Here is a 24,971-nt window from a genome sequence, read left to right on the forward strand (position 1 = left end):
CGGATGCGCACCTGTTGAGCGTCAACATCTCGAACGGCTCGGCTCCGCTGCAGCTCGGAAGCAAGGCAGAGGCGATTCAGGCAGATTTGGGCGCGCTGCTCTCGGCGGCGCGGACGGGCGACGGTGCTTAAGCCTCCTTGTTGGTCGCTTTAAGGTATGCATCGTCGCCCACGGGCTCCAGCCACTCGTTGGAGGTCTCCTCGCCCGGAACCTCCAACGCGAGATGCGAGAACCAGCTGTCGGGCGCGGCGCCGTGCCAGTGCTTCACCCCCGGGGCGATGTTGACCACGTCGCCGGGGCGCAGCTCCTGTGCCGGCTTTCCCCACTCCTGGTAAAACCCTCGACCAGCCACGCAGACGAGGATCTGCCCACCGCCGCTTTTGGCGTGATGGACGTGCCAGTTGTTGCGGCAGCCGGGCTCGAACGTCACGTTGTGGACACCGACCTGCTCGGTGGAAAGGGGCGCGAGGTAGCTTTGCCCGATAAAGTACTTCGCGAAGGCGTCGTTGGGGGCACCGATGGGGAAAACCATCTCGTTTTGGTGCTGAGCCCTTGCGTCGGCGGCATCGTCGGCCGCCCAGACCTCCTTCGCCATGCGGAAGGCAGCCCACGCCTTGGGCCAACCCGCATAAAACGCCGCGTGCGTAAGGATTTCCGCTATCTCCGTCCTGGTCACTCCATTGTTCTTTGCGGACATCAGGTGATATTTGAACGAAGAGTCCGTCAGCCCCTGCGACATCAGGGCAACCACCGTCACCACGCTGCGGTCGCGCAGGGAGAGCTCACTCTCTCGGCTCCACACCTCGCCGAACAGCACGTCGTCGTTGAGCTGTGCGAATTTGGGAGCGAACTCCCCCAGGGCGTCTCTGCCTGCCGTCTGTTTAACTGCCATGATCGATTTCCTCCTGTCGATAGTTTTGGCACAAATCTGTTTCCGCGCGGCCAAACAGCCCGGCTAGATTCCCATGCCCATTCGCCGCGCCTGCTCCAGAGCGGGATGCCCGGCGATTTCGCCCACGCCGTTCACGCCGCCGGCGAAAACCGTTCCAGCGAGCGTGCAGCGGGAGAAACAGTCAACCCATCCCTGCATCGCCTTTTTCGCCCCGTCGAAGGTCGAGCGCCCGTTCTCCGCCGCCGTCGCCAACAGATATGCCTCGGTGAATGCATAATCGGAGCCAAAAAGCGGGTTAGCGCGGTCCAGCATGGTTTTGAGCTGGCCGCAGACGCTGTAGTAGTAGACGGGCGTTGCAAACACCAGCACATCCGCATCGTGCATTTTGGCGGCAATTTCCACGGCATCGTCTTGGATGACGCAACGCCCCAACTTTAAGCAGGCAAGGCAGCCCCTGCAGAAGCCCATTTGCTTCTCGCGCAGACGCACGGTCTCAACGCTGTGACCTGCCTCCCGCGCGCCGTTGGCGAAAGCCTCCGCCAGCGTCTCGGAATTGCCATTCTTTCGTGGACTTGAAGAAACTATCAAAACCGTTTTGCCCATTACGGAATACCCCTTGCGCTCCCGATTTACATTGACGAGAATGAAGGTAATACCTAAACCTGACTTTAGGTCAAGGAATGAATTCGACATTGTTTCGGAGGAGCCATGTACACAATCGGACAGGTGGCGGAAATGTTCGGTTTGCCCGCTTCAACGCTGCGATATTACGACAAGCAGGGATTGTTCCCGGGGCTGGAGCGGGCATCCGGCATTCGCCGATTCAGCGATACGGAACTCGAAGCGCTTCGGGTCATCGAATGCCTAAAGAAGGCTGGAATGGAGATCAAGGACATCCGGCTGTTCATGGAATGGTGCGCAGAGGGTCCCTCAACATACCCCAAACGCAAGGCCATGTTCGAGGAGCGCAAGGCCCACATGGAGTCGGAGATCGTGAACATGAACCGCGCGCTCGACATGCTGAAGTTCAAATGCTGGTACTACGAGCAGGCAATCCAAGATGGCAACGAGGATAGAGTGAAGGCGCTGATTCCCGATAATTTGCCAGAAGAAATCAAAGATACCTACGATAACGCCCACACTCAATAATGCCGCCCGATGCTCAAGGGGCTTTGGCAAGGAGTCGTTTTAGGCAGATATGCAAAAAGATAGCCTCCGAACCAGAGGGTCCGGAGGCTTTTATTCCCGTTATTTCGCTGGTGGCTTTACTCTATGGCGGCGCCGAAACAGCATCAGGCGGTACTCGACGGTATCAAAACGCGAGTTCAAAAGCCAGTTCCCGCTATTCCCGCTCAGTGACTAATCCAGGCCGAGTGTTGTCGATGCGTGTCGCGTCGTACCGCCTAAGGGCTGATTCGTGCGCAATTTGGGCGAATCACGCCCTTGATTCGCGATTTTGTGAATGACTCAATTGATTCGCAAAACCGCAGGTCGCCTTTTTAATCACTCCCTAGTTTCCGCCGGGGTTCGTAGCGGGTGGCGTGAAAAGGGGTGATTCAAAGGGTCGGAGAGATGTCTATAGCGCAATCTTCTGGTATTGGCGCAGTGAGGGACTTCTCACCTCCATCAGTCCAAATCGTCAAGCTCCGAAAGACGTCGAGCTAGAGAAAAGGACCTATTTCCCGTCATGGATTGGGTTTACCTGCATGACTAGAGCCCTGGTGTAATTGGCTGGATCACCGTTCCGGGAACCGGTATCGACCTACCTGTCCGCCAAGCTCCTTCTTCAGCTCCAGCTTAGTATCTGACTCACACCGTTATAAGCAAAACCGAAGAGATGCGTCTTGGCCAAGAAATAAGGTTAGCCTTATCTTGCTGCATGATTCGTGTGTTATAGTTAGATTGCTCTAACTGTTTGGGGGGCGATAGCCATGCACGAACGCAAGGGCTTCTGGGACAAGAATGCCGGTCGGTACGACCGTTTCATGCGAAAGGACCGGGCGGCGTATGAGAAGATGTATGAGCTGATCAGGCCGGTGGTGAAAGCAAAAACCGTACTGGAGGTTGCCACCGGCACGGGGCTTATCGCAAAGAGCATCGTGGATGCGGCGGTGCACATCGAGGCTACGGACGCTTCTGCACAGATGATCCTTGAAGCAAAGCGGGACAATCAATCCGCAAAGCTGCACTTTTCCGTACAAGATATGTTCCGCCTGCCCTATGCACAGAAGTCCTTCGAAGTGGTGATCGCGTCCAACGCGCTTCACATAGTGCCGCATCCGGAAAAGGCACTGCAAGAAATCAGGCGGGTACTGAAGGACGACGGCGTGCTCATCGCGCCAACCTTCACCCACGCGGGGAACTCGGTTTCCGGCAAGGCAAAAGCCTTTTTCATGAGTATGGCGGGATTCCCCCTCCACAGCAGGTGGACAAGCGAGGAATACCTGCGTTTCCTGCGTCAAAACGGCTGGGCGGTGCAGAAAAGCGCGGTGCTGAAGGCCTCGTTCCCATTGACCTATGCGGAATGCACGAAATCGGAGGGGCCAGATGTCGTTCTTTGAAAACACCCGCAAGCCCGTGGGCCTCGGCGGAAAACTTATGGTTGCCATGATGAATCTGGGCCACAGCCCTGTGGCGCGGTGGGGACTTCGATTTCTACGACTTGCGCCAAATGCCAAGGTGCTGGATTGCGGCTGCGGCGGCGGGGCGAACATAAAACGGCTGCTGAAAAAATGCCCGCATGGCGTCGTCAAGGGCGTCGACTATTCGCCCGTCAGCGTGGAGAAGACTAGAAAGCTCAACCGAATTGCAATTCAGGAGGGGCGTTGCGCCGTTCTGCAAGGCAGTGTGGCGGATATGGTGTTTGAGGATAGCTACTTCGATGCCGCCACGGCCTTTGAGACCGTCTATTTTTGGCCTGATTTGCCCCGATGCTTCCGTGAGGTCTGGCGGACGCTGAAGCCAGGCGGGACAATTCTTATCTGCAACGAGAGCAATGACGATACGGACAAGGACGAGAGGTGGACGCAGATCATCGGCGGCATGACCATCTACAAGGACATTGAATTAAAGGCATGTCTGGAGCAGGCGGGTTTTCACGAGGTGCAGATACACAAAAAGAAAAAGTGGCTCTGCGTCACGGCGCGGAAGTAGGGGTATCAAGCACGGGCATTTTTGCATCCATCCTGCACATGGCGATAGGCATGACGGTCATAGCGGCTATGCTGGCGGCAATTATGACAGTTTTTATTCACTGAGGAAGAAACCTATGAAATGTAAAATTGAGAAAAACACCGTGCAGGAGACGCTGATCCTCCCGCTGTATTCCCGGAAGCTGTGTACGGAGTTGTACCCGAACCTTTACAGGGATGAAACAGCGGTTCGTCTGCTCGACCAGATCGACTACGACTTTTCAGAGGTAGAGAAAAACTCCCGCAGCCTGATGCAGCGCTTTGGTGCGCTGGAGGTGGCCACACGGCAGAGTGATCTTGCTTTCGAGGTGCGGGATTACCTGAAAGGCCACCCCAATGCGGCGGTGGTCAATCTGGGCTGCGGGCTGGACAACACCGGCAGAACCTGCGACAACGGTAGATGCAAGATCTACAATCTGGACTTCCCGGATGTGATTGCCTTGCGGCAGCAGCTACTGCCCGCCGGGGATCGAGAACAAAATATCCCCTGCGACCTGAAAGACACCGCATGGTTTAGCAAAATCGATGCCTCCCGCGGGGCGGTGTTCTTTGCCTCCGGGGTGTTCTATTACTTTCTGACCCAGCAGGTCCGGGAACTGGTGCGGGGGATGGCGGACGCTTTCCCCGGCAGTGTGCTGGTCTTTGATGCTGCCAATCGGACGGCGGTAAAGATGATCGCAAAAACATGGCTTAAGACTGCAAAAATCAAGGATGTGGGGGCATATTTTGCGGTTTCGGATGCCGCCAAGGAAATCGGCACGTGGGACAGCCGTCCGCAGGTCACAAGTCGCGGCTATATGCTGGGCTACAACGATTTGAGAGACTCTTCTGTCAGCTGCTTTTTCCGGTTTCTCGCAAGGGTCGGTGACAACGGGATGAAAATGCAAATCGTGAAAATAAGATTTTGAGAGGCGAAAACGAAGCGCATTCACTTTGACGTCGAAGAAGACGGCTTTTACGGCGCATATTGGGCGTGCAAGGACACGCATACAGCAGCGGGCACGGATTCAATTGAAACCGTGCCCGCTATCTGATACTATATTATTTTATCGAACGTATGTTCTATTCCCACTCGGTGGTTATAGTTTTGCCGTCTCGTCACTCCAGTTGCACCCAGTTTTCGGCGGCATCTCGAAGTGAGTGCCGCTGAATGACGCGACGTCGCGTTTCATCGGCTTCGGGGACAAAAGCTGGGACAACTTCAAAAACCATTTTCAAACTCAGAGTATTGAGTTTTTATTTTTGTCCCAAGGGGCACGGAGAGCCGCCTTTGGAGGCTCGATATCGCCGAAAAACGCCCGTTTTGAAACTCAACCGCCTTTGAGCCTGCAAACCACCAGCTTCAACAGTAAGTGAGTCGACGCGGGTGGCTTACGAGCCGTTCACAAAACCGCAGGCCACAGGTCTTTGTCAACGATAAGCAAAGTGAATAGTCTCAGGTGGCTTGCCCATGAGTTGGCGTAAGCCTGTTTAGCAAAAGGCTAATCGGACACGACAGGCCGCCCGCATGGCGACGGCGTTTCCCGTGCGGGCACAAACAGCCCTGCGTGCCCTGTCGCGCGATATCCCAATGCGACGTTCAGAACCCTACCCGCCAAGCAGCCACCTCGCGAAATTCAGCACGAGCACGCCCTCCCGGGTATGGGGCTCATGCCTCGTGCGAGTGATGAGAATCTTCGGGAATGCATCCCCGATGGATAGAATCGGCGCAATCTCCCTCTCGAGCGTCGAATCGGCGCCGATATCGTCGCTCACATACACTTTCCTTCCCGGTTTCGAAACTTGGAAGGCAGTATGCGCAAGGATGCGTCGAGGTGCGATCCCAGTCGTACCATGCCAGCAGAGATGTCGAGGCACATTCGTTCATGCTGCAATGCGGGCATCGGAGATGAAAAACAGCCCGTCGGGTAGTCATGGGCGTGCGGGAGCCCGCATCAGTAACCTGCCTCCTCGGTTGTCCCTTCTTTGCATGGTCGTCTACATAAAGGAGGAACCAGCCATGCAGATCAGCATGCTTGCCCTTCTTGGGTCACGGACCGGGGAGGCGAGGGCCTCCGTCGGGACCGCCCCGAGCAACCGGCATATCCAAGGAATGACAAGGCTCGATTGCTGTGCTGGTCAGGATGCCGAAGCGGGCCGTCCGCCAATCGGAATGCGGGTCAGGATGCTGCAACGTGATTCCAGCTGCAGGATACGGCTCCTTTGCGGTTGCCGCAAAACCTGCTGGCAACATTCTTACTATCCGAATGATGTACGCATCCCTTGGGATCGTTTCGCCTGACCAGGGCCATCTTCAGCGCCTCATCGGCCAGCTCGGCAGGCGCCTCTTCCACGCGTAATAGCCCTGGCGGGTCACCTATGCAACCAAAGATACAAAAGGAATCGAATGGCCAGAGAGGATTGCCCTTTCCGATGGTCGATTCTTGACAGGCAAACTCAAGCCTCGTTAATATTACATGGTTTGCCAGACCGAATTAACAAAGGAGGGGTGTCGTGGTTGGTCTTTTCCGCACGTGGATGAGCGCCTAGAAAGCGGCGCTGTTGTGGCGTCGCGCTGTTTTTCTGCACGCCATTTCACGATTGGACATAACCATGATATTTGAAACCTCTCGGGGCAGGTCTGCTCTGCTGTGCCATTCATGGCAATTCAAGCTTTGTTTCGTATGGGGCGGGGAGCTCGTTTCGACATTGACGAGTTCGATTCTCCAGATGGGTCTTATTTGGCATCTCGCCCTCACGACAGGGTCGTCTTCTCTCCTCTCCTTAGCATCGCTGGCAGGCTTTCTGCCGATTGCTTTGTTCGGAATCCTTGCGGGCGCCGTTGTCGACAGACTGCCTTTGAAACGTGTCCTCATCGGCGCCGACCTCTTCATTGCCGCGGTGGGTGCCGCCTTGGCGATTGCCTCGTTGGCCGGCAGCTTACCTGCATGGCTAATTCTCATCGCCTTGTTTCTCCGTGCAGTTGGTACTTCGTTCTACACGCCAGCCTCCCAATCTCTCACGCCCCATCTCGCCCCACCGGAGCATCTCGTTCGCCTATCGGGGGTGACTCAGGCGATTCAGTCCGGCGGATACATTCTTGGCGCCGCGCTTGCAGCAGTGATTTATCCCGTGGCGGGCATTACCGCTATGATTGTCCTCGACGTGCTGGGAGCGCTTTTCGCTTCTTTAGCCGTCCTCGCCGCACAGATAGACGCAGGGGGCCTCGACGAAGCCGACCGCAGCTTGTCCTTTTCCAATAAGGTTCGAGAGCTCTTCTCTGAGATTTCGGACGGCTACAAGCTGATTAGGGGGTACAGGGGGCTGTTCGCCCTTCTTTGGTGCGGGTTCGTCTTCGCTTTCGCGTTCTCTCCGCTCGCGGCATTGTTCCCAATAATGACCTTGGGGCATTTTGGCGGTAGCACGGGGGATGCCGCTTTGGTGGAAATCCTTTTTTCTGCAGGCATGCTGGCTGGGTCCGGTATCTTGGCGGTTACGGGAGGGTTCCGCAATAGGTCGTTCACCATGGTCGCCGCGATTGCCGGCTTCGGCATTGCCGCAATCGTATCCGGATCGCTCGGCCCGTCATTGTTCGCTGCTTTCCTGCCGGTGAGCTTTCTTATGGGCGCATGCTCCCCGTTGTACGCGGGAACCCAGACTGCCCTTATGCAGGAGCAGATACCTCCTGAGTACCTAGGCCGCGTTTTCGGCCTCTACGGAACCATCATGGCTTGGGCCATGCCCATGGGCCTCGCAGCTCCCTCCGTTTTTGCGGATCTGCTTGGAGCTCCGTTATGGTTCGTCGGCTCTGGAGCGACCATGGTACTGCTTGCGATGGCTATGCTGCTTGCTCCGAGCGTCCGAAGCGCGGGGAAAAGAGATACCGGGCAGATTCAATAGCCCAAGTATTCGAAAAAAAGAGGCAGCAGCCATCGGTTCAAGCGTCAGCCTTCAAGCCCTTGCGACGACGAGGTATTGCACTGACATCCCACATCGCGCTCCTTATTCGTCGCCAACTATCATTTTCGGATTTGCCGGCTTGCGCAAGGTCAAAACGCTCGCGCCGGCAATTGGGCAAAGGCGAAAAATCGACGTGAGCAATCTTTTTTGGCATGGCTGCGTTTCCAGTAAAACGCTAATACACAAAAGGCGGTTCAACCTATGGAACTCATAGTCAAAGCTAAAGACATCTTTTTGGAATATGCCGGCCGCGATATCCTAGATATCGAAGAGTTGGAAATCTACTCCTACGATCGCATCGGCTTGGTGGGAGACAATGGCGCAGGCAAAACCAGCCTGCTTAAAATTCTGAGCGGCAATCTTACCATTGCGGACGCCGACGTCAGGCGTTTCGGCAGCATTGCCCTCATCGGCCAACTCGATGAACTCGACCTTGATGCGGCTCAGGGCAGTGGTGAGATGCTCTCCCGTCTCAACGTCGCCGGAGTGGCGCAGGAGACGATGAGCGGCGGAGAGGAGACACGCGCCAAGATTGCCTCTGCGCTCTCCCAGCATGCAAGCGCGATCTTTGCTGATGAGCCTACGAGCCACCTCGACCAAGACGGCATCAGCCTTCTCGTCGGACAACTCAAGGCATTTGATGGAGCCCTGCTCATTGTGAGCCATGACCGTTATTTTCTCGATCAGGTAGTGGACAAGATCTGGGAGCTCAAAGACGGCGGTATTTCCGAATTCTGGGGTGACTACTCCGACTATCTGCGACAGAAAGAAGAAGAGCGCAAAGCTCAGGCGACTCGATACGAAGAGGCGATGCGCGAGCGCGATCGCCTCGAAGCCGCCATCGAAAAACAACGGAAAAAAGCACGGCAGGTCGACGCCAAGCGGAAGGCTGCGAAAAAAAGCAACGAGTATGCAGGTCGATTGGGGCATCAGAAAGCAACCGGCACCAAACAGAAGAGGATGTACCAGGCGGCTAAGGACATGGAGAAGCGCCTCGAAGCACTCGAAGGGATTGAGGCCCCAGATAGCATTCGCGCCGTGCGGTTCCGCCAGAGCAAGGCCCTGGAACTGCATAGTAAATTTCCCATCTCGGCAGACGATTTCAGCTTGAGCTTCGGCAACTGCATGCTCTATGACCACGCGAATTTCGAGATACCGCTCGGTGCCAAAGTGGCCATCACCGGTGGCAACGGTACAGGAAAGACCAGCCTGCTGAAGGCAATCGCTCGACGCGCCGACGGTATCAACATCTCTCCCAAGGCAGAGATCGGTTACTTCGAGCAAACAGGCTACAAGTTCGACGCCCGTCAGTCTGCGATCTCGTTCATGCAGGATGGTTGCGAGTACAGCATGACCGAAATTCGAGGCATCCTCGCCTCTATGGGAATCGGACCGCGCGACCTGACAAAGGACGTTGGCGTTCTCTCGGGAGGCGAAGTCATCAAGCTGCTACTCGCGAAGATGCTGCTGGGCAGATACAACATCTTGCTCATGGACGAGCCTGGAAATTACCTGGACATCAAGAGCGCCGAAGCCCTCGAGCAGATGATGAGCGCCTATGCCGGAACGATAGTGTTCGTCTCCCACGATAAGAGGCTGGTCGAGAACGTCGCAGACATTGTCTACGAAATAAAGGACACCAAGCTAGTCAAAATCTTTCAGCGCGAATAGCCCTAAATGAGCAAGAAATAATCCCCGAACGGAGACAAGGGAGTAAAACGGCAAAGAAAGAGCCTCCGTCCCAACACAGGGAACGGAGGCTCTTTAATCGCTTTTACTCATCTCCGTCGCTGGTGGCTTTGTCATGACTCTCGTACGAAACGAAACTCAGCGGCATAGTGCGGCACTCAAAATCGCAGGTCAGAACCCTGTCGTCCTACTCCCACTCAATCGTCGCGGGCGGCTTGGACGTGATGTCGTAGCACACGCGGTTGGCGCCGGGGACCTCGGCCACGATGCGGCCGGAGATGCGGGCCAGGACGTCGTAGGGCAGTTTGGCCCAGTCGGCGGTCATGGCATCACTGGACTCGACGGCGCGCAGGATAATCGGGCGCTGATAGGTGCGCTCGTCGCCCATAACGCCAACGGACTTAATGTCGGGCAGGACGGCAAAATACTGCCAGCAGCTGTGCTCGGAGTTGCGCTCGCCGGTCTGCTCAAACAGACGCTGGTTGTAGGCGTCGAGCTCCTCTCGCACGATGGCGTCGGCATTCTTGAGGATCTCGAGCTTCTCCTTGTCGACCGCGCCGATGATGCGGATGGCCAGACCCGGGCCCGGGAAAGGCTGACGGAACACGATGTGACCCGGCAGGCCTAACGCCAGGCCAAGTGCGCGGACCTCGTCCTTAAAGAAGTGGTCGAGCGGCTCGATAAGGTCGAAGTGCACGCCCTCGGGGAACGGAATCAGGTTGTGGTGGCTCTTGATGGTGGCCGTCTTGCCGCCCGTCTTGCGCGCGCCGGACTCGATGATGTCGGGGTAGATGGTGCCCTGAGCCAGGTACTTGACCGGCTTGCCGTCGCACTCGAGCTGCTGGGCGACCGCGAAGAACTCTTTCCAGAACTGCGTGCCGATGATGCGGCGCTTCTCCTCGGGCTCGGTCACGCCGGCCAGAAGCTCGGCGTAGCGGTCCTCGGCGTGGACGTGGATAAAGTCGACGTCAAACTGCTTGGTGAAGACCTCCTCCACCTGCTCGGGCTCGCCCTTGCGCAGCAGGCCGTGGTTGATGAACACGCAGGTCATCTGCTTGCCCACGGCGCGAGCGCCCAGCGCAGCCACGACGGAGGAGTCGACGCCACCGGACAGGGCCAGAATCACGCGGTCGTCGCCGACCTTCTCGCGGAACTCGGCCGTCATGGTCTCGACCAGGTTGTCCATGCTCCAGTTGGGCTCCAGGCCGCAGATCTCAAACAGGAAGTTGCTCAGCAGCTGCTGACCGTACTCGGAGTGCTTGACCTCGGGGTGGAACTGCGTGGTGAAGATCTTGCGCTCGACGCACTCCATGGCGGCAACCGGGCACACGTCGGTGCTGGCGGTAACGGTAAAGCCCTCGGGCACCTCGGACACGGCGTCGCGATGGCTCATCCACACGGTCTGCTCCATAGGCGTGGAGTTAAAGAGCTTGGCGCCGGCCGTACGCGTGATGGTGGCGCGGCCGTATTCGCCCACCTCGGAGTGGCCGACCTTGCCACCGAGCGTCACGGCCGTGATCTGATGGCCGTAGCAAAAGCCCAGGACGGGAAGGCCCAGGTCAAAGATGGCAGGATCGATGGACGGAGCGTCCTCGGCATACACGGAGGCCGGGCCGCCGGAAAGGATGAGCGCAGAGGCGTTCATCTCGCGAATCTCGTCGGCCGAGATGTCGCAGGGGACAATCTCGGAATACACGTTGAGGTCGCGGACGCGACGGGCAATGAGCTGACCGTACTGCGCACCAAAGTCGAGTACGAGGACCTTTGCGGAAGCCTTTTGATCCATGGTTTCCCCCTCTTGTTGGCGGGGAGCCGGTGCCCACCCGCGTGAATGAACGAAAATAACTTTCATAGTGTACACGTTATATGGGGTTTCTCGTCCCTCGCAGCCATCAGCGCACGGCAAACGCACGACCGGGGCCCTATTTGACGGCGATTGAAGTGTTACCAAACGTTACAGATGATGTAATACGTTTGAACATTGGACGCCCTGTGCCACAATACTGCCGAACGACTCCGCCTCTGCGGCGGCAAATACGATAGGAATACCAGCATGAAGCGCATCCTTCTCATCGCCACGGGCGGCACCATCGCATCGACCGAGGACGGCAATGGCCTCTCCCCCGCCCTGACCGGTGAGGAGCTCGCCCAGAGCGTCCCCGAGATCTCGGGCCTCTGCGAGCTCGACGTCGTGCAGCCCATGAACATCGACAGCACCAATATGCGCCCCAGTGACTGGATGCGTATCCGCGACGTCATCGTCGAGGGTTATGCCGACCACGACGGCTTCGTGATTCTGCACGGTACCGACACCATGAGCTACACCGCGGCAGCGCTTTCCTACCTGATTCAGGACAGCCCCAAGCCCATCGTGCTCACCGGCTCGCAAAAGCCCATGGGCAATCCCTTTACTGACGCCAAGCTCAACCTGTACCAGAGCCTGCTCTATGCGCTCGACGAGCACTCGCACGATGTCTCGATTGTGTTTGGCGGCGTCGCCATTGCCGGCACGCGCGCCCGCAAGCAGCGTACCATGAGCTTTAACGCGTTCATTAGCGTCAACTATCCGCCCATCGCCTATATCCGCAACGACCGCATCGTGCGCAACGGGCTTCACGGCACGCATCAGGGCGAAAACCCGGTGCGCTTCTACGACAGCATCGACCCGCGCGTATTTGTACTCAAGCTTACGCCCGGCGTAAACCCGGGCATCCTCGACGCCCTTGCCGATAGCTACGACGCCGTGATTCTGGAGACCTTTGGCATTGGCGGTATCCCCGAGTTTGGTGAATCGGGCGAATCGTTCCAAGAGGCAATTTTCCGCTGGGTCGATTCGGGCCGCACCGTCGTTATGACCACACAGGTCCCCGAAGAGGGCCTCGATCTGGGTGTTTATGAGGTCGGCCGTGCTTACGCCGACCATCCGGGTATTTTGCGCGGCGATGATATGACCACCGAGACACTCGTGGCCAAAACCATGTGGGCACTCGGCCAGTCACGCGATGCCGCCGAGATCCAGCGCCTGTTCTACAGCCAAGTCAACCACGACCGCATCCCGATGGCGTAATTCAGTTGTCGACGGGTATCCCCTATTCGATCCCCTCGAGAAGCTCTGACACCGTCATGCCAAGGGCGGGCGCGATCTTAAATAGAACCTTGAGCGTGAAATTTGCCGTCCCATCTTCGATTCGGTCGAGGTAGGGTCGGCTGATTCCTGTCGCCACACAAAAATCAACCTTGGAGATACCAAGGTCCCTGCGTGTCTCTTCGACCCGCCTGCCAAGAATCTGTTTCGCACGTTCGTCCATGCAGCCGAGTTTGAAATTGAGCTGAACAAAAACGTAAACTATAGTTTACGTTTTGCCGAATACACAGGAGTTTTCTATGTCGGGTTCTTCGGTCCGCATGTACCGAGCCACGCTTCGCACAAACAGCGCACCGCCCAAGCTCGTCGTCGTTGAAGCCGAATGCCTTTCGCCCGATGAGCGCACAGCATTTGCATTGCTATCAAGTCGCGTCGCCGCCGTTCTGGTCCCTTGCCCGGCGCAAGGTGAACTTGCCATCCAATGCCAAACGCACAGCTGCCCGCTCAATCAGGCTGCCGTAATCGCAACCAGCCAACGCGGCCTGCCGCTCCTTCTAGAAGCCGGCATCGCACTCGCCCTTCGTGGCGCCGGATACGAAAACGAGACCGCCGCCGACATGGTCTTTAAACCACGATCGAGCGGCGGCCTCGCAGCAGCCATTGAATATATGTGCAGACTCGTTGCCTAAAAGGACAAGCTAGAAACCAAGGCCAAAGCCCGTTCCGGTAATCGCCGAGTACATAAAGTAAACGTTAACCACGTTGAGGAACACACCCGTGATGCAACCGTTGCGCAGGTAGCGTTCGCACACGATACGCGCCATGGCGGCGGAGTCATCATTGTTTTTAGCCTGGCGTCCTGCCGTAAAGTACGTCACCACGCTCAGCAGCAGGTTGAGCACCGGCAGCGCCAGCAACTCGTAGCTCTTGCCCCAGCGCGTCGCCTCGCCGGCGGCATTAAACTTTGTTGCCACCTCGGGACCAATGTTGGGGATAACACACGCTGCGACCACCAGCGGAATCACCGCAAGTATGAGCAGCGCAATACCCATGTAGCCGGCTTTTTTGCCATATTTAAACATGTGCGTCGTCCTTACACGTTAAAGCGGAAGTGCACGACGTCGCCATCGGCCATGACATAGTCCTTGCCCTCAATACGCAGCTTGCCGGCGGCCTTGGCGCCCTGCTCACCGCCGAGCTCGATGTAGTCGTCATAGCCAATGACCTCGGCCTTAATAAAGCCGCGCTCAAAGTCGGTGTGGATAACGCCGGCGGCCTGCGGAGCGGTCGCGCCCTGACGAACCGTCCAGGCCTTGACCTCCATCTCGCCGGCCGTAAAGAACGACTGCAGGCCGAGCAGCTTATAGGCCGCCTGCGCGAGCACGTCCAGACCGGGCTGCTCCAGGCCTAAGCTCTCCAGGTAGTCGGCCGCATCCTCGGGATCGAGCTCGGAAAGCTCGGCCTCGATCTTGGCGCAGATGGGCAGCGGCTTGACGCCATCGATGGGCGCCAGGTCCTCGTTGAGCATGTCCTCGTCTACGTTGGCCACATACAGGATGGGCTTCATGGTGAGCAGGAACAGGCCCTTGGCGGCGGCGCGCTCCTCATCGGTCATCTCCATGGACGCGGCACGCTTACCCTCGTTGAGCCAGGCGAGCAGGCGCTTGGCGACCTCGAACTTGGGCATGAGCTCCTTGTCGCGCTTGGCCTCCTTCTCGAGCTTAGGCAGCTGCTTCTCGAGCGTGCCCATGTCGGCCAGGATGAGCTCGGTCATGATGGTGTCGGCATCGCCGGCGGGATCGACGAACTCGCCCGTGCGGCCCACCTCACGCATGACGTTGGGGTCTTTAAAGTAGCGCACGACCTCGCAGATGGCGTCGGTCTCGCGAATGTTGGCCAGGAACTGGTTGCCCAGGCCCTCGCCCTCGTTGGCACCCTTCACCAGGCCAGCGATGTCGACAAACTCGACCGTAGCCGGCACAATGCGGCCGGGGTTAACGATGTCGGCGAGCTTTTGCAGGCGGCTATCGGGCACATCGACGATACCCACGTTGGGGTCGATCGTGGCAAACGGGTAGTTGGCGGCAAGGCCGGTCTTTTTGGTAAGCGCGGTGAACAGCGTCGACTTGCCCACGTTGGGCAGGCCCACGATACCGATGGAAAGGGACACGACAGCTCCTTTTGGTACAGGTACTTCAAACTGCATAAGTATAGCGCCGCCGCAGCATCTGGGCGAACCCGGACGCCACGGCGGCACGAATGAAGCAGAGATAGGGGTCGCTGACTAGTCCGCGAGTTTCTCCACCTGATCGAGCATCTTGTCGAGCTTGGCCTTCGCCTCAGCCTTGACCTTCTGGGCTTCTTCGTGGGCCTTAGCCTTCTGGGCGGCCTTTTCCTCGGCCTCGGGATCGACGACGACCAGGTTGGATGCATCATGCTCAACCAACTTGAGCGCATGCTCAGGGCACACCTTGACGCAGGCTCCGCAGCCCAAGCAATACGTGGACTCCAGTGCAAAGCGGCCGCTTCCCACCAGGTCACAGGCAAACGTGGGGCACACGTTAACGCACTCGCCGCACGACGTGCACTTGTCAAAATCGCATTCCGGCGTGCTCACCTGCATGTTCTGGGCAAGCTCGGGGTGGTTTTGCAACGTCGAGAGCACCAGTTGGCGCCCGTGCGTGAGCAAACGGCGACGCTTGGCCGACGTGGTACCGCACATGGTGTTGAGCGTACGCTCAAGCTGCGTGATCTGGTGACGGTGGGCCTTCAACTTCTGCGTCACCGAGGCCAGCGCCGCCGTCGCCGGATTGAGCTTGGTCACCGTCAGGCCCGTGGTGCGGGCAATCTTTTCCATGTACTCCTTGCGCTCGTACTCGCGGCGCTTATGGCACTTGAGGCTCTTAGGATCGACCTCCAGACCCATGCCCGTGCCGGCCCACTCCTCGGCCTTCGCAATCGCCTCGCCCAAGATGTCCTCACCGCCGGTGTTGCGGCACTTATCGCACACGCCCAGTGGCAGGTACACGCTCACGTTGGGATAGTCCGCCAGTACCGAGAACCAGGTCTCGGCCGTAATATCGCCCACGCAGGCAACGACGACCTCGTTCTCGCGCGGCATGCGCTTAAGGGCACGCGTGCAGGTAACGTAGGCGGTCTCGTGGCTCGTAGCCGCCGAGACAATGTCGTCGTAAAGGTTTTTGGGCGCCAGACGCGGCGAAATAATCGCCTCAGTCGGACAGGCGGCAGCGCACAGGCCGCACTTGCGGCAGGTATCGAGGATCTCGATAGCGTCTTCCTCGACCTCGATAGCGTTGACCGGGCACACGTCCATGCACGCGGTGCAGCCGCTCTTTTCGTTTTTGCAGGTCAGGCACGGAATGGTGTTGCCGCGCGGACGCTCCTTGTAGTCGGCAGGATTCCACTGCGGCGCCGATGGATCAAGTGCATCGGTCACGCCGCCAAGCGGGTTTTTAAGAAAGTCGAAACCCTTGCTGATCTCGATAATGTCATCAAACAGATCGTGTTCCTGCGCCATGCGCGGCCCCTCCCTGAGCAGTGCAAACAAGCAAGAGATAATGATACGCCATCGGCCCGTGCCTCGGGCAAATTACACGCGGAGCACCTTTGCGGCAAATAGCCTATGGCCTATCGCCGCCCCGATTGCACAAGGTCAATCAAGCGCCAAGCTATGCCTCGCACATGAGCTGCACGAGCTTTTGTTTGGTCACCTTGGCCTGCTCGTTGGCTATGTTACGCTCGTTTCTAAAGGCCGCATTTGCAACACTCTGCAGGTCGGCATCGGAAATCTCGCCAAGACCTAGCTCCTCGAGCGTCGTCGGCAGACCAACGCGCTGGCAAAACTCGAGTACCTGATCAAGCTCGGGCGCACGCTCCAAACGAAGCTGCACCACCAGACCAAATGCCACGGCCTCACCATGCATGGCCTTGCACTCGGGCAGAATCGTCAGACCGTTGGCGATGGCATGTGCCAACGCCAAGCCACCGCTCTCAAAGCCAACGCCCGAAAGCAGAATATTGCACTCGATCAGGCGCTCAACCGCCGGCGATGTACGCCCCTTTTTTAGATCGCGCTTGGCAGCGACACCGCACTCCATAAGTGTGTCGTAGCAGGCACGAGCCGCAACCAGGGCCAAGTGCCCCGGCGCGCCACCGTGCTCGTTGGCGCCGTGCGCCGCGGCACACGAACGCGCCTCGAAGTACGTTGCCAGTGCGTCGCCCATACCAGCGACCGTCATACGCAGTGGGGCCGCCGCGACCACGTTGGTATCGACCACGACCAGGTCTGGATTCTTCTCGAGCATCAGGTAGCGGTCGAACGACCCATCCTCGTGATACAGAACCGAAATCGCGCTGCACGGACCGTCCATCGAAGCCGCCGTGGGGCATACGCACAACGGCAACTCGGCATAAAACGCAACGGCCTTGGCGATATCGAGCATTTTGCCGCCGCCAATACCCACTACCATGTCGCAATACTCGGCCTGGGCTTCCTGAGCCATTTCGACAACGGCCTCTTCCGTACACGGACCGTTGTAAATTTTAAAGAAAGGCTCGCTCAGATTATCGTCCAGAAATCCATCGACGATCTGCCTGCGCAGCCGATCCTCGGTGCCCTGGTCAAACAAGACATAGGCAGCGCAGCCCAACCATGACAAATACCTGCCCTGACGCGAAAGTTCGCCCGGCCCCTGAACATACCGGCCGGGACCGCCGTAAACCATAGGAAGCGCCATACGAGAATCCGCCCTTCATCAAACAACGATTGGTGCAAAGTAACCTGACCCCTTTGCACCATAGCAAAAAGGGGCAAAGCCGTCTGTCGGCTTTGCCCCTTCTTTAGCTTGATTTACTCATCCATGAGGTAGTAGTGACCCAGTGCGTCGGCACCCAGAATGGCGTTTGCGACCATCTCGGGCGTCACCTCAAACGGCATGTTGCACATGGTGTCATCGGGCGCGCAGGCGGCCTCGGCAACAATCATGGCCTGCTCGCGCGTAAGCTCGGCAACGCCAAGCTCCTTCATCGTGACCGGCAGGCCCAGCTCAATGCAGAAGCCCAAGACTTCCTCGAGTTTCTCAGTCGGAGCATCCTCGAGTACCAGCTGGACGATGGTGCCGAAGGCGACCTTCTCGCCGTGATACATGCCGTGGCACTCGGGCAGCATCGTCAGGCCATTGTGGATGGCATGAGCAGCAGCAAGGCCCGAGCTCTCAAAGCCAATGCCCGAAAGCAGCGTATTGGCCTCGATGATATGCTCGACGGCAGGCGTGAGCGCACCCTTTTCCAGCGCGACCTTGGCCTTGACGCCATCGGCCATAAGCGTCTCGTAGCAGAGCTTGGCGAGCGCCAGGCCGGCCATGCCACCCTTACCGCCGGCGCAAGTGCCGCCGTCGGCATCGTGCGTCGCCTGGGCCTCAAAGTAGGTCGCGAGCGCATCGCCCATACCGGAAACCGTCAGGCGCACCGGGCTCGCCGCGATAACCGTCGTATCCATCAGGACAATGTTGGGGTTTGCCTTAAGGAAGAGATATTTATCGAACTGGCCGTCGTCGGTGTAGAGCACCGAAAGCGCCGAGCACGGTGCATCGGTCGAGGCGATGGTGGGGCAAATGATAACCGGGGACTCCAGGTAATAGGCGACGGCCTTCGCGGTGTCGAGGATCTTACCGCCACCGACGCCGACGATGATGTCGCAACCGTTGTCGCGAGCGAGCGCAACCAGGCGATCGACCTCACCCTTGGAGCACTCGCCGTTAAAGTCCTCAAACAGCAGCTCGGCCTTAGCCTCAGCAAAACCGCCCTCGATCTTGGCACCGACGCGCTTCTTGCCCGAAGGCGTCACGATGACGAGGGCCTTAGCGCCGAGCGGCTCGACATAGGAGCCGAGCTTGGCGAGCTCGTCCGGACCCTGGATGTACTTGCTGGGGCTATTGAAAATTGCAGCCATAACTATCCCATTCTCTAAAAGAAAAAAGAAAGGGGCTCCGTACAGATACGTGCGGAGCCCCTCGTTACGATAACAAGAGTCGATTAGAAATCGATGTCGGTGTCGTAGTAGCAGGCCTTGAGAATCTTCTCGAAGTCGGCAGCCTTGGTCTCACGCGGGTTCTCGGGCGTGCAGGCGTCCTGCTCGGCGTTCGCGGCGATCTCGGGCAGCTTGGCGAGGAACTCCTCCTCGGAAACCATCTGCGGGTTCTCGGCGTCGACCTTCACGCCACCATTTGCGTAATCCTTGATGGACTGCGGGATGTTGAGCTGGTCGTTGAGGTCGCGGATCTTCTGGACGAGCGCAGCGATGAGCTCCTCGTTGGTCTCGCCGGGAAGGTGCAGGATCTCCTTGGCCACGTAAGCGTAACGCTCGGCAGCACGGGGATCCTTGGAGTTCCACTGGATAACCTTGCCCAGGTACATGGCGTTAGCAGCACCGTGGATGATGTGGCCGTTCTCAAAGGCTGCACCGGTCTTGTGAGCCATGGAGTGAACGATGCCGAGCAGGCCCGAGGAGAAGGCGATACCGGCGATGCACTGAGCCTCGTGCATGTGCTGACGGGCCTCATGGTCGCCAGCATAGGACTTGGGCAGCCACTCGACGATCTCGCGGATGCCGTGCAGGGCGTTGGCATCGGTGAACATAGAGGCGAAGGTAGAAACGTAGGCCTCCATGCAGTGGGTCAGAGCATCCATGCCGGTGTGAGCGCACAGCTTGGCGGGCATGGTGTAGGTGAGCTCGGGGTCGACGATGGCGACATCAGGGGTGATGTTGAAGTCGGCCAGCGGGTACTTGATGCCCTTGGCGTAGTCGGTGATGACGGAGAAGGCGGTAACCTCGGTAGCGGTACCGGAGGTAGAGGAGATGGCGCAGAAGTGAGCCTTCTGACGCAGCTCGGGGAAGCTGAACGGCTGGATGATGTTATCGAAGGACTCCTCGGGATACTCGTAGAAGACCCACATGGCCTTAGCGGCATCGATGGGCGAGCCGCCGCCGATGGCGATAATCCAGTCGGGCTCGAACTCGCGCATGGCCTCGGCGCCCTTCATGACCGTCTCGATGGACGGATCGGACTCGACGCCCTCGAACAGCTTGACCTCGAAGCCGCCCTCTTTGAGGTCGGCCTCAACGTCCTGCAGGAATCCGCCGCGGCGCATAGAGCTGCCGCCAGAAACGATGATGGCCTTCTTGCCCTTGAGGTTCTTCACCTCGTGGCGAGCGCCCTCACCAAAGTACAGATCGCGAGGATTGGTAAAACGTCCCATACTGTGCCTCCTAAACAAGCCCCTCTTAGACTTGCGTATATAACGGAGCACCCGATTGGCTCCGTTAGGACCGTTTTGCGCGTTGCCGGCGATGACAATGCGCGATGTCTAAACGTCTCAACGCTCAGACAAACACTATTTTACCGTTCTGGTTGGTCAGTTATTCACCTAAAGCCGACAATGATGAAACGTTTTTTCTATCCCTGAAGACCCTTGTGGGGCATTCATACTCCCAAGCTGGGCAAACGTTTTATCAAGGTTGACCACATATCCCGGGCAGGACGGTGCCCCTCCAAAATGCGCCCCGTTCGCCGCCAAAAATCGACCGTTTGCGGCACCGTGATACCACTCAGTCGTCCAAGGCGCCGACATTTGTGCGACATCCGTCTTCGTGGTGCAAAGGTGCATGTCCAAGTGCGGCACCCCCGGTGTGCCACATGCGGGTAAACTAGAACCTTATATAGAGACATTTGAACCCTAACCGCAGCAAAGGAGGCCCCATGGCATTCGATCCCATTCAAGAGGATTGCCATCGCCTCGTTCTTGAGGCCTTGCGCCGCGACAATATCCCGCTCACCGACGGCCCCGCCGTCGAGCGTCTGATGGAGCAATTCACCCGCAACCCCGCGCCGCTCATCGTGCACGACCGCGACCGCGCCGGGCATCTGATTGCCAAGGTGGTCGAGGCCGTCGACTACCGCATTCCCTTTATCCCCGACGATGCCCAAGCCGAGCAGGAAGAGGCCGCTGCCGAGAACATGCTTCGCGAGGCCGCCGCACTCGATCCGGCCAACTGGGATGCGCAGCGCATGTTGTGCGCCCTCACCGCTGACTCCAACGAGGAATACGTGCAATATCTGGTGTCCAAGTGCGACGAGGTGGAGCACGACCTGGCGCTCAAGATCGCCTCGGCGCAGGACCCCTACGAGCGCGAGGCTGCAGGCGACCTGACCCGCCGTCCCTACCTGCGCTGGCTTGCCGCCTTGGCATCGCGCGCGCTCATTAGCGGCCGCTACCGCATGTCGCTCGAAGCCGCAAACCGCAGCCTCGACTTTGCCCCCAACGATCCTGCCGGCGTCCGCCACACCGCAATGCTCGCCATGGCAAAGCTCGAATACCCCGCTGAGGAGCTCAAGCGCTTTCGCTCTGCCCACTCCGTCCCCTATCTCGCCAACACGCCGCTGCGCCGTCGTCCCAAGGATGCAGAACGCGACTTGGACCCGTGGACGCTCATCGCGCTGATGAGCGCTGCCTGGCGCGAGCTGGATTACGAGGGCGCCGAACACTACCTGCGTATCCTTGCGCGCTCGTGCCCGCACGCAGCCGAGGCGCTCTACTTCCAAACCGAGTTTCCCGATGGCGTCTATGCCCGCGTCAACGTGGGTGCAGGCTCCACCGACGAGCTCGTCCTTGCACTCTCCGAGGCGACGCCGGTACTGCAGGAGGGCCTGGGCGCACCCGACAACGCCAGCTTTGCCGCCTGGGTCGCCACCAACGACATCGTGCGCTCCCAGATCGACGAGCGCATACTGCGGGCGGCCGAGCAGGGCTTGCCGTTTAAGGGAGGAGACCTCTAATGGATCCGAGCGTCTACATCCCCGCCTACCTGGAGCGCACCTATCTGGCGTCGCACCCCGAGCTCACCGATGCAGCACGCGAGCTTGTCCATAACGACATTAGCGCGAATCCCCAAAAGTATGCGCAGTCCGAGCATGCTCAGGCGCTGCTGTCCTATGCCGGTGTTCATCGCCACCTGCTCGACGAGCTCCATCGCATCGAGGACATGGGCAGCGACGAGGAGTTTGAGCAGACGCGCAACCGCTTGTTCGACGATATGCGTGATGAGCTGCTCAAGATCGTCCGCATCGATGCGCATGTCCTCGATGCCCAGCTGCTCGCCATCATTTTGGCCGACACGCCCGTTGACGCTTGCCTGGGCGACCTGATGAAGCTCGAAGCGAGCACGGCCGACTACCTGCAACAGGGCGTGCCCGGGTTTGATATGGAGGCCCCGCACTACTGGGCCAATAATGTTTTGGCCGACGGTGTCACCGCAGCGGACCTTACCGTGAGCGAGCCGGCCCTTATCGGGTGGCTTCACACACTCGAGGCCATCTCGCAGCTGTGCATGGCGAGCGCTCGTTACCGCGCCGCCGCCAACTATTCTCGCCGTGTCCTTAAGGCGGAGGGCTATTCCACCCGGGCCGCCGGCACCGTATTGCTTGCCCTCGCCCGCTTGGAAGACCAGGACGGCTTTTTTGCCCTGGCGCATCAGCTCGAGGAACAGATGGGGGCAGACGCACTCGAAAACTCTCCTTGGTACTTGCTCGCCCGCACGATCTTGCTGTTCAAAACAAACAAGATGCGCCCGGCGACGCGCGCGCTGCGTGAGTTCGCTAACCGTTGCGAGGGTGGCGCGTTCTTCTTGCTGAACCCCATGTACCAGACGCCGTATCTTCCCTGCCGACCCGAGCCGCGCGACCCCTGGGACCTCTCGCACCAGGCGGTTTGGGAAGCCGACGGCATTATCTCGGACACCCCAGACTTTGCCCCCTGGGCCAACGCCTGCGAAGATGTATCGCAGCTCGCCCAGGAATTTGCGCGCCGCTACGGCTTTTAGCGACGCGATCGCCCCGACTATGTCATTCACGTTAGGAACGACTTCATGAACTTCCGCTCATCTCTCGCCTGCACCTCGAGCGATATCGCCCGCTGGGGGCTGCGCTCTATCCTTAAGCGCCAGGGCGGCGTACTCCCCGGCCGCATCGCCATGAAGATCGACCCCGAGTTGCTGAGCGACCTCGCCGGCCTTGTCGACCGCAGCGTGGTGATTACCGGTACTAATGGCAAGACCACCACCTCCAACCTCATCGCTGACGCCGTTGCTGCCAGCGGCGCTACCGTGGTGTGCAACCGTGCCGGCAACAATATGGAGCCTGGTGTGGTGGGTGCTCTGCTCGAGGCCCGCGGCGGCCTTAAGCACACCAGCAGCGGCAAGCGCGTGGGCGTTTTTGAGTGCGACGAGCTCTACACCGTACGCGTTCTGCCCAAGCTCAAACCGACGTACTTTGTGCTGCTCAACCTGTTCCGCGACCAGCTAGACCGCTACGGCGAGATCGACCACACCCAGGAGGTCATCGCCCACGCGTTGGAGCTTTCGCCGGCAACGACGCTCATCTACAACGCCGACGACCCGCTGTGCGCCTCGATTGCCGCGCGCGTTCCCAACGCGAGTATTGCCTTTGGCATCGATGGCGCCACGGGCACCGAGTCCGACCGCATTAGCGACTCGCGCTTTTGCTCGCAGTGCAACGCCCCGTTGGAGTACGACTACGTACAGTATGGTCAACTCGGCGCCTACCATTGCCCCTCGTGCGGCTGGGCCCGCCCTGCGCTTGTCCGTCGCGTGACGGGCGTGGAACTCGGCTGCGACGGCTATGGTTTTGACCTGGTGTTTGGATCTGATTCCAGCGCGCCAGCCGCACACATCGTCACGCGTTACAACGGCCTGTACATGGTCTACAACGTTGCCGCTGCATTCTTTGCCGCACATGAGTTAGGCGTGGACGCGGCGCACCTGCAGCCCACGCTTAATGCCTACGTGCCTGCCGGCGGACGCATGGGCCGCTGGGATATTGCCGGCCGCACCGTCGAGGCCAACCTAGCCAAGAATCCCGTGGGCTTCGATCGCCAGATCCAGTCCATTAAAACGGCAGGTGGCAGGCTCTGCGCCTTCTTCCTGAACGATAACGATGCCGACGGCCACGATGTCTCGTGGATCTACGATGTCGACTTCGAGCGCATCGCCGACACGCCGGGTCTTGTCGCCTTTGCCGGAGGCACGCGTGCGCACGACATGCAGGTACGCCTCAAGTACGCCGGCATCGATGCCGCGATTATCTCGGACGTCGCGCAGGCGATCGGCGCCGTGGCAGACGAGGCCGCCGATGACACCTTCTACGCCGTCGCCAACTACACGGCCTTCCCGCCGCTGGTCAAGGAGCTCGACGGGCTTAAGGGCGCCGATGCGAGCTCGGTTGTCTCCTGCGCCGTAACGCCCGCCGATGGTAGCGCTGTCCCCACCGATATTGTGCCGGTCGAGCTTTCGCGCCCGTTGCGCATCGTCTACCTGTATCCCGATGCGCTCAACCTCTACGCCGACGGCGGCAACGTTATCGCGCTCGAACGCCGCTGCGCCTGGCGCGGCATTCCCGTGCGTGTGGACGAAGTCCACATGGGCGAGACGCTCGACCTGACCGACGCCGACATCGTTATGATGGGCGGTGGCTCCGATCGCGACCAGCTGGCGGTTGCACATGAACTGCTCGCTCAAAAAGACAAGGTCGCGGCCTATGTTGAAGACGGCGGCACACTGCTTGCCATCTGCGGCGGCTATCAGCTGCTCGGCCGTTCGTACTATATGGGCGAGAATCGCATCGAGGGCCTGGGCGTCATTGCCGCCGAGACCGTGCGTGGCTCCGACCGCCTGATTGGTAACGTCGCCGTCAAGACCGACCTAGCGCCCGAGCCCTTCGTGGGATTCGAGAACCACGGCGGCCGCACGCTTCTGGATGCCGATGCCACGCCGCTCGGAACGTCCATCGTCACGGGCACCGGCAACAACGGCGACGACGGTTTTGAGGGCCTCATCTACAAGGGCGTCATCGGCACGTACCTGCACGGACCGGCACTGCCCAAGAATCCCGAACTCGCCGACTGGCTGATCACCCACGCCCTCGAGCGCCGCGGCGATGCGCAGGCCACAGCCCTGCTGCCGCTCAAGCCCCTCGACGACACCTACGAACACGCCGCCCACGACGCCGCCATGAAGCTCCTCCCCTAACCACCACAAAGGGGACAGGCACCTTTGTGGTGGTTTTGACCCATCCCGTTGGTT

General features: G+C 59.1%; 22 protein-coding genes. 11 read left to right on the top strand and 11 right to left on the bottom strand.

Annotation, left to right across the window (positions count from 1 at the left end; all coding sequences use genetic code 11):
- Positions 1 to 127 precede the first annotated feature (127 nt).
- A complete protein-coding gene (locus tag I2G43_RS07885; protein WP_055251066.1) occupies positions 128 to 892 on the bottom strand; it encodes a carboxymuconolactone decarboxylase family protein in 765 nt (254 codons plus the stop codon).
- A 63-nt stretch (positions 893 to 955) separates the two neighbouring features.
- Complete coding sequence (locus tag I2G43_RS07890) at positions 956 to 1,585, bottom strand: flavodoxin family protein (protein ID WP_197032839.1); 630 nt, start codon at positions 1,583 to 1,585, stop codon at positions 956 to 958.
- Between the two features lie 15 nt (positions 1,586 to 1,600).
- Between I2G43_RS07890 and I2G43_RS07895 the strand changes: the two genes are divergently transcribed.
- The 4 genes from I2G43_RS07895 to I2G43_RS07910 all read left to right on the top strand — a co-directional run bounded on the left by I2G43_RS07895 (position 1,601) and on the right by I2G43_RS07910 (position 4,991).
- Positions 1,601 to 2,041: a MerR family transcriptional regulator gene (locus tag I2G43_RS07895; RefSeq protein WP_055251062.1), complete on the top strand. Its 441-nt coding sequence runs from the start codon at positions 1,601 to 1,603 to the stop codon at positions 2,039 to 2,041.
- A gap of 782 nt (positions 2,042 to 2,823) precedes the next feature.
- Positions 2,824 to 3,453 carry a class I SAM-dependent methyltransferase gene (locus I2G43_RS07900; protein ID WP_117563603.1) on the top strand — a complete coding sequence of 210 codons (630 nt, stop codon included), beginning with the start codon at positions 2,824 to 2,826 and terminating at the stop codon, positions 3,451 to 3,453.
- On the top strand, positions 3,440 to 4,045 hold the full coding sequence (locus tag I2G43_RS07905) for a class I SAM-dependent methyltransferase (RefSeq protein ID WP_195535748.1): 606 nt from the start codon (positions 3,440 to 3,442) through the stop codon (positions 4,043 to 4,045). Before I2G43_RS07900 ends, I2G43_RS07905 begins: the two co-directional genes overlap by 14 nt.
- A 115-nt stretch (positions 4,046 to 4,160) precedes the next feature.
- On the top strand, positions 4,161 to 4,991 hold the full coding sequence (locus I2G43_RS07910) for a class I SAM-dependent methyltransferase (RefSeq protein ID WP_195535749.1): 831 nt from the start codon (positions 4,161 to 4,163) through the stop codon (positions 4,989 to 4,991).
- A gap of 679 nt (positions 4,992 to 5,670) precedes the next feature.
- Here the strand turns inward: I2G43_RS07910 and I2G43_RS07915 are convergent.
- The gene (locus I2G43_RS07915) at positions 5,671 to 5,838 is read right to left on the bottom strand and encodes a hypothetical protein (protein ID WP_157966984.1); all 168 of its coding nucleotides are present in this window, start codon (positions 5,836 to 5,838) and stop codon (positions 5,671 to 5,673) included.
- 837 nt (positions 5,839 to 6,675) lie between these two features.
- Here I2G43_RS07915 and I2G43_RS07920 point away from each other — a divergent pair.
- Positions 6,676 to 7,962, top strand: coding sequence for an MFS transporter (locus I2G43_RS07920; protein WP_123209656.1), 1,287 nt, complete (start codon positions 6,676 to 6,678; stop codon positions 7,960 to 7,962).
- Between the two features lie 261 nt (positions 7,963 to 8,223).
- The gene (abc-f, locus tag I2G43_RS07925) at positions 8,224 to 9,693 is read left to right on the top strand and encodes a ribosomal protection-like ABC-F family protein (RefSeq protein ID WP_195535750.1); all 1,470 of its coding nucleotides are present in this window, start codon (positions 8,224 to 8,226) and stop codon (positions 9,691 to 9,693) included.
- Between the two features lie 205 nt (positions 9,694 to 9,898).
- On the opposite strand, the gene guaA is transcribed toward abc-f, so the two are convergent.
- A complete protein-coding gene (guaA, locus tag I2G43_RS07930; RefSeq protein WP_117583320.1) occupies positions 9,899 to 11,497 on the bottom strand; it encodes a glutamine-hydrolyzing GMP synthase in 1,599 nt (532 codons plus the stop codon).
- A gap of 267 nt (positions 11,498 to 11,764) precedes the next feature.
- Here guaA and I2G43_RS07935 point away from each other — a divergent pair, with 267 nt between their 5' ends.
- Positions 11,765 to 12,778 carry an asparaginase gene (locus I2G43_RS07935; protein ID WP_055309953.1) on the top strand — a complete coding sequence of 338 codons (1,014 nt, stop codon included), beginning with the start codon at positions 11,765 to 11,767 and terminating at the stop codon, positions 12,776 to 12,778.
- Between the two features lie 22 nt (positions 12,779 to 12,800).
- On the opposite strand, the gene I2G43_RS10725 is transcribed toward I2G43_RS07935, so the two are convergent.
- Positions 12,801 to 13,019, bottom strand: coding sequence for a helix-turn-helix domain-containing protein (locus tag I2G43_RS10725; RefSeq protein WP_035136926.1), 219 nt, complete (start codon positions 13,017 to 13,019; stop codon positions 12,801 to 12,803).
- A gap of 76 nt (positions 13,020 to 13,095) precedes the next feature.
- Between I2G43_RS10725 and I2G43_RS07945 the strand changes: the two genes are divergently transcribed.
- A complete protein-coding gene (locus tag I2G43_RS07945; RefSeq protein WP_117640122.1) occupies positions 13,096 to 13,485 on the top strand; it encodes a hypothetical protein in 390 nt (129 codons plus the stop codon).
- A gap of 9 nt (positions 13,486 to 13,494) precedes the next feature.
- Here the strand turns inward: I2G43_RS07945 and I2G43_RS07950 are convergent, their stop codons facing one another.
- The 6 genes from I2G43_RS07950 to I2G43_RS07975 form a co-directional block, all read right to left on the bottom strand.
- The gene (locus I2G43_RS07950) at positions 13,495 to 13,878 is read right to left on the bottom strand and encodes a DUF1648 domain-containing protein (protein WP_117759162.1); all 384 of its coding nucleotides are present in this window, start codon (positions 13,876 to 13,878) and stop codon (positions 13,495 to 13,497) included.
- An 11-nt stretch (positions 13,879 to 13,889) separates the two neighbouring features.
- Complete coding sequence (ychF, locus tag I2G43_RS07955; RefSeq protein WP_055309950.1) at positions 13,890 to 14,966, bottom strand: redox-regulated ATPase YchF; 1,077 nt, start codon at positions 14,964 to 14,966, stop codon at positions 13,890 to 13,892.
- A 114-nt stretch (positions 14,967 to 15,080) separates the two neighbouring features.
- Positions 15,081 to 16,334, bottom strand: a complete 1,254-nt coding sequence (locus I2G43_RS07960; RefSeq protein ID WP_195535751.1) for a 4Fe-4S binding protein — start codon at positions 16,332 to 16,334, stop codon at positions 15,081 to 15,083.
- Positions 16,335 to 16,485: 151 nt separating this feature from the next.
- Positions 16,486 to 17,553, bottom strand: a complete 1,068-nt coding sequence (locus I2G43_RS07965; protein ID WP_195535752.1) for a glycerol dehydrogenase — start codon at positions 17,551 to 17,553, stop codon at positions 16,486 to 16,488.
- A gap of 113 nt (positions 17,554 to 17,666) precedes the next feature.
- The gene (locus I2G43_RS07970; RefSeq protein ID WP_117563611.1) at positions 17,667 to 18,767 is read right to left on the bottom strand and encodes a glycerol dehydrogenase; all 1,101 of its coding nucleotides are present in this window, start codon (positions 18,765 to 18,767) and stop codon (positions 17,667 to 17,669) included.
- Between the two features lie 83 nt (positions 18,768 to 18,850).
- Positions 18,851 to 20,074: an iron-containing alcohol dehydrogenase gene (locus I2G43_RS07975; protein WP_055251037.1), complete on the bottom strand. Its 1,224-nt coding sequence runs from the start codon at positions 20,072 to 20,074 to the stop codon at positions 18,851 to 18,853.
- A gap of 500 nt (positions 20,075 to 20,574) precedes the next feature.
- Here I2G43_RS07975 and I2G43_RS07980 point away from each other — a divergent pair, with 500 nt between their 5' ends.
- The 3 genes from I2G43_RS07980 to I2G43_RS10545 are packed head-to-tail and all read left to right on the top strand — an operon-like array spanning position 20,575 to position 24,917.
- A complete protein-coding gene (locus tag I2G43_RS07980) occupies positions 20,575 to 21,651 on the top strand; it encodes a hypothetical protein (protein WP_195535753.1) in 1,077 nt (358 codons plus the stop codon).
- Positions 21,651 to 22,694, top strand: a complete 1,044-nt coding sequence (locus I2G43_RS07985) for a hypothetical protein (RefSeq protein ID WP_195535754.1) — start codon at positions 21,651 to 21,653, stop codon at positions 22,692 to 22,694. The genes I2G43_RS07980 and I2G43_RS07985 overlap by 1 nt, the downstream gene beginning before the upstream one ends.
- Before the next feature lie 45 nt (positions 22,695 to 22,739).
- Positions 22,740 to 24,917: a MurT ligase domain-containing protein gene (locus I2G43_RS10545; protein WP_229071714.1), complete on the top strand. Its 2,178-nt coding sequence runs from the start codon at positions 22,740 to 22,742 to the stop codon at positions 24,915 to 24,917.
- Positions 24,918 to 24,971 lie beyond the last annotated feature (54 nt).

The sequence above is a fragment of the Collinsella aerofaciens genome, assembly GCF_015557435.1.
Lineage (GTDB): Bacteria > Actinomycetota > Coriobacteriia > Coriobacteriales > Coriobacteriaceae > Collinsella > Collinsella aerofaciens_Z.

Coding starts and splice junctions, on each gene's coding strand:
- I2G43_RS07885 (WP_055251066.1), bottom strand. CDS start 892: ATGGCAGTTAAACAGACGGCAGGCAGAGACGCCCTGGGGGAGTTCGCT.
- I2G43_RS07890 (WP_197032839.1), bottom strand. CDS start 1,585: ATGTCGAATTCATTCCTTGACCTAAAGTCAGGTTTAGGTATTACCTTC.
- I2G43_RS07895 (WP_055251062.1), top strand. CDS start 1,601: ATGTACACAATCGGACAGGTGGCGGAAATGTTCGGTTTGCCCGCTTCA.
- I2G43_RS07900 (WP_117563603.1), top strand. CDS start 2,824: ATGCACGAACGCAAGGGCTTCTGGGACAAGAATGCCGGTCGGTACGAC.
- I2G43_RS07905 (WP_195535748.1), top strand. CDS start 3,440: ATGTCGTTCTTTGAAAACACCCGCAAGCCCGTGGGCCTCGGCGGAAAA.
- I2G43_RS07910 (WP_195535749.1), top strand. CDS start 4,161: ATGAAATGTAAAATTGAGAAAAACACCGTGCAGGAGACGCTGATCCTC.
- I2G43_RS07920 (WP_123209656.1), top strand. CDS start 6,676: ATGATATTTGAAACCTCTCGGGGCAGGTCTGCTCTGCTGTGCCATTCA.
- abc-f (WP_195535750.1), top strand. CDS start 8,224: ATGGAACTCATAGTCAAAGCTAAAGACATCTTTTTGGAATATGCCGGC.
- guaA (WP_117583320.1), bottom strand. CDS start 11,497: ATGGATCAAAAGGCTTCCGCAAAGGTCCTCGTACTCGACTTTGGTGCG.
- I2G43_RS07935 (WP_055309953.1), top strand. CDS start 11,765: ATGAAGCGCATCCTTCTCATCGCCACGGGCGGCACCATCGCATCGACC.
- I2G43_RS10725 (WP_035136926.1), bottom strand. CDS start 13,019: ATGGACGAACGTGCGAAACAGATTCTTGGCAGGCGGGTCGAAGAGACA.
- I2G43_RS07945 (WP_117640122.1), top strand. CDS start 13,096: ATGTCGGGTTCTTCGGTCCGCATGTACCGAGCCACGCTTCGCACAAAC.
- I2G43_RS07950 (WP_117759162.1), bottom strand. CDS start 13,878: ATGTTTAAATATGGCAAAAAAGCCGGCTACATGGGTATTGCGCTGCTC.
- I2G43_RS07960 (WP_195535751.1), bottom strand. CDS start 16,334: ATGGCGCAGGAACACGATCTGTTTGATGACATTATCGAGATCAGCAAG.
- I2G43_RS07965 (WP_195535752.1), bottom strand. CDS start 17,553: ATGGCGCTTCCTATGGTTTACGGCGGTCCCGGCCGGTATGTTCAGGGG.
- I2G43_RS07970 (WP_117563611.1), bottom strand. CDS start 18,767: ATGGCTGCAATTTTCAATAGCCCCAGCAAGTACATCCAGGGTCCGGAC.
- I2G43_RS07975 (WP_055251037.1), bottom strand. CDS start 20,074: ATGGGACGTTTTACCAATCCTCGCGATCTGTACTTTGGTGAGGGCGCT.
- I2G43_RS07980 (WP_195535753.1), top strand. CDS start 20,575: ATGGCATTCGATCCCATTCAAGAGGATTGCCATCGCCTCGTTCTTGAG.
- I2G43_RS07985 (WP_195535754.1), top strand. CDS start 21,651: ATGGATCCGAGCGTCTACATCCCCGCCTACCTGGAGCGCACCTATCTG.
- I2G43_RS10545 (WP_229071714.1), top strand. CDS start 22,740: ATGAACTTCCGCTCATCTCTCGCCTGCACCTCGAGCGATATCGCCCGC.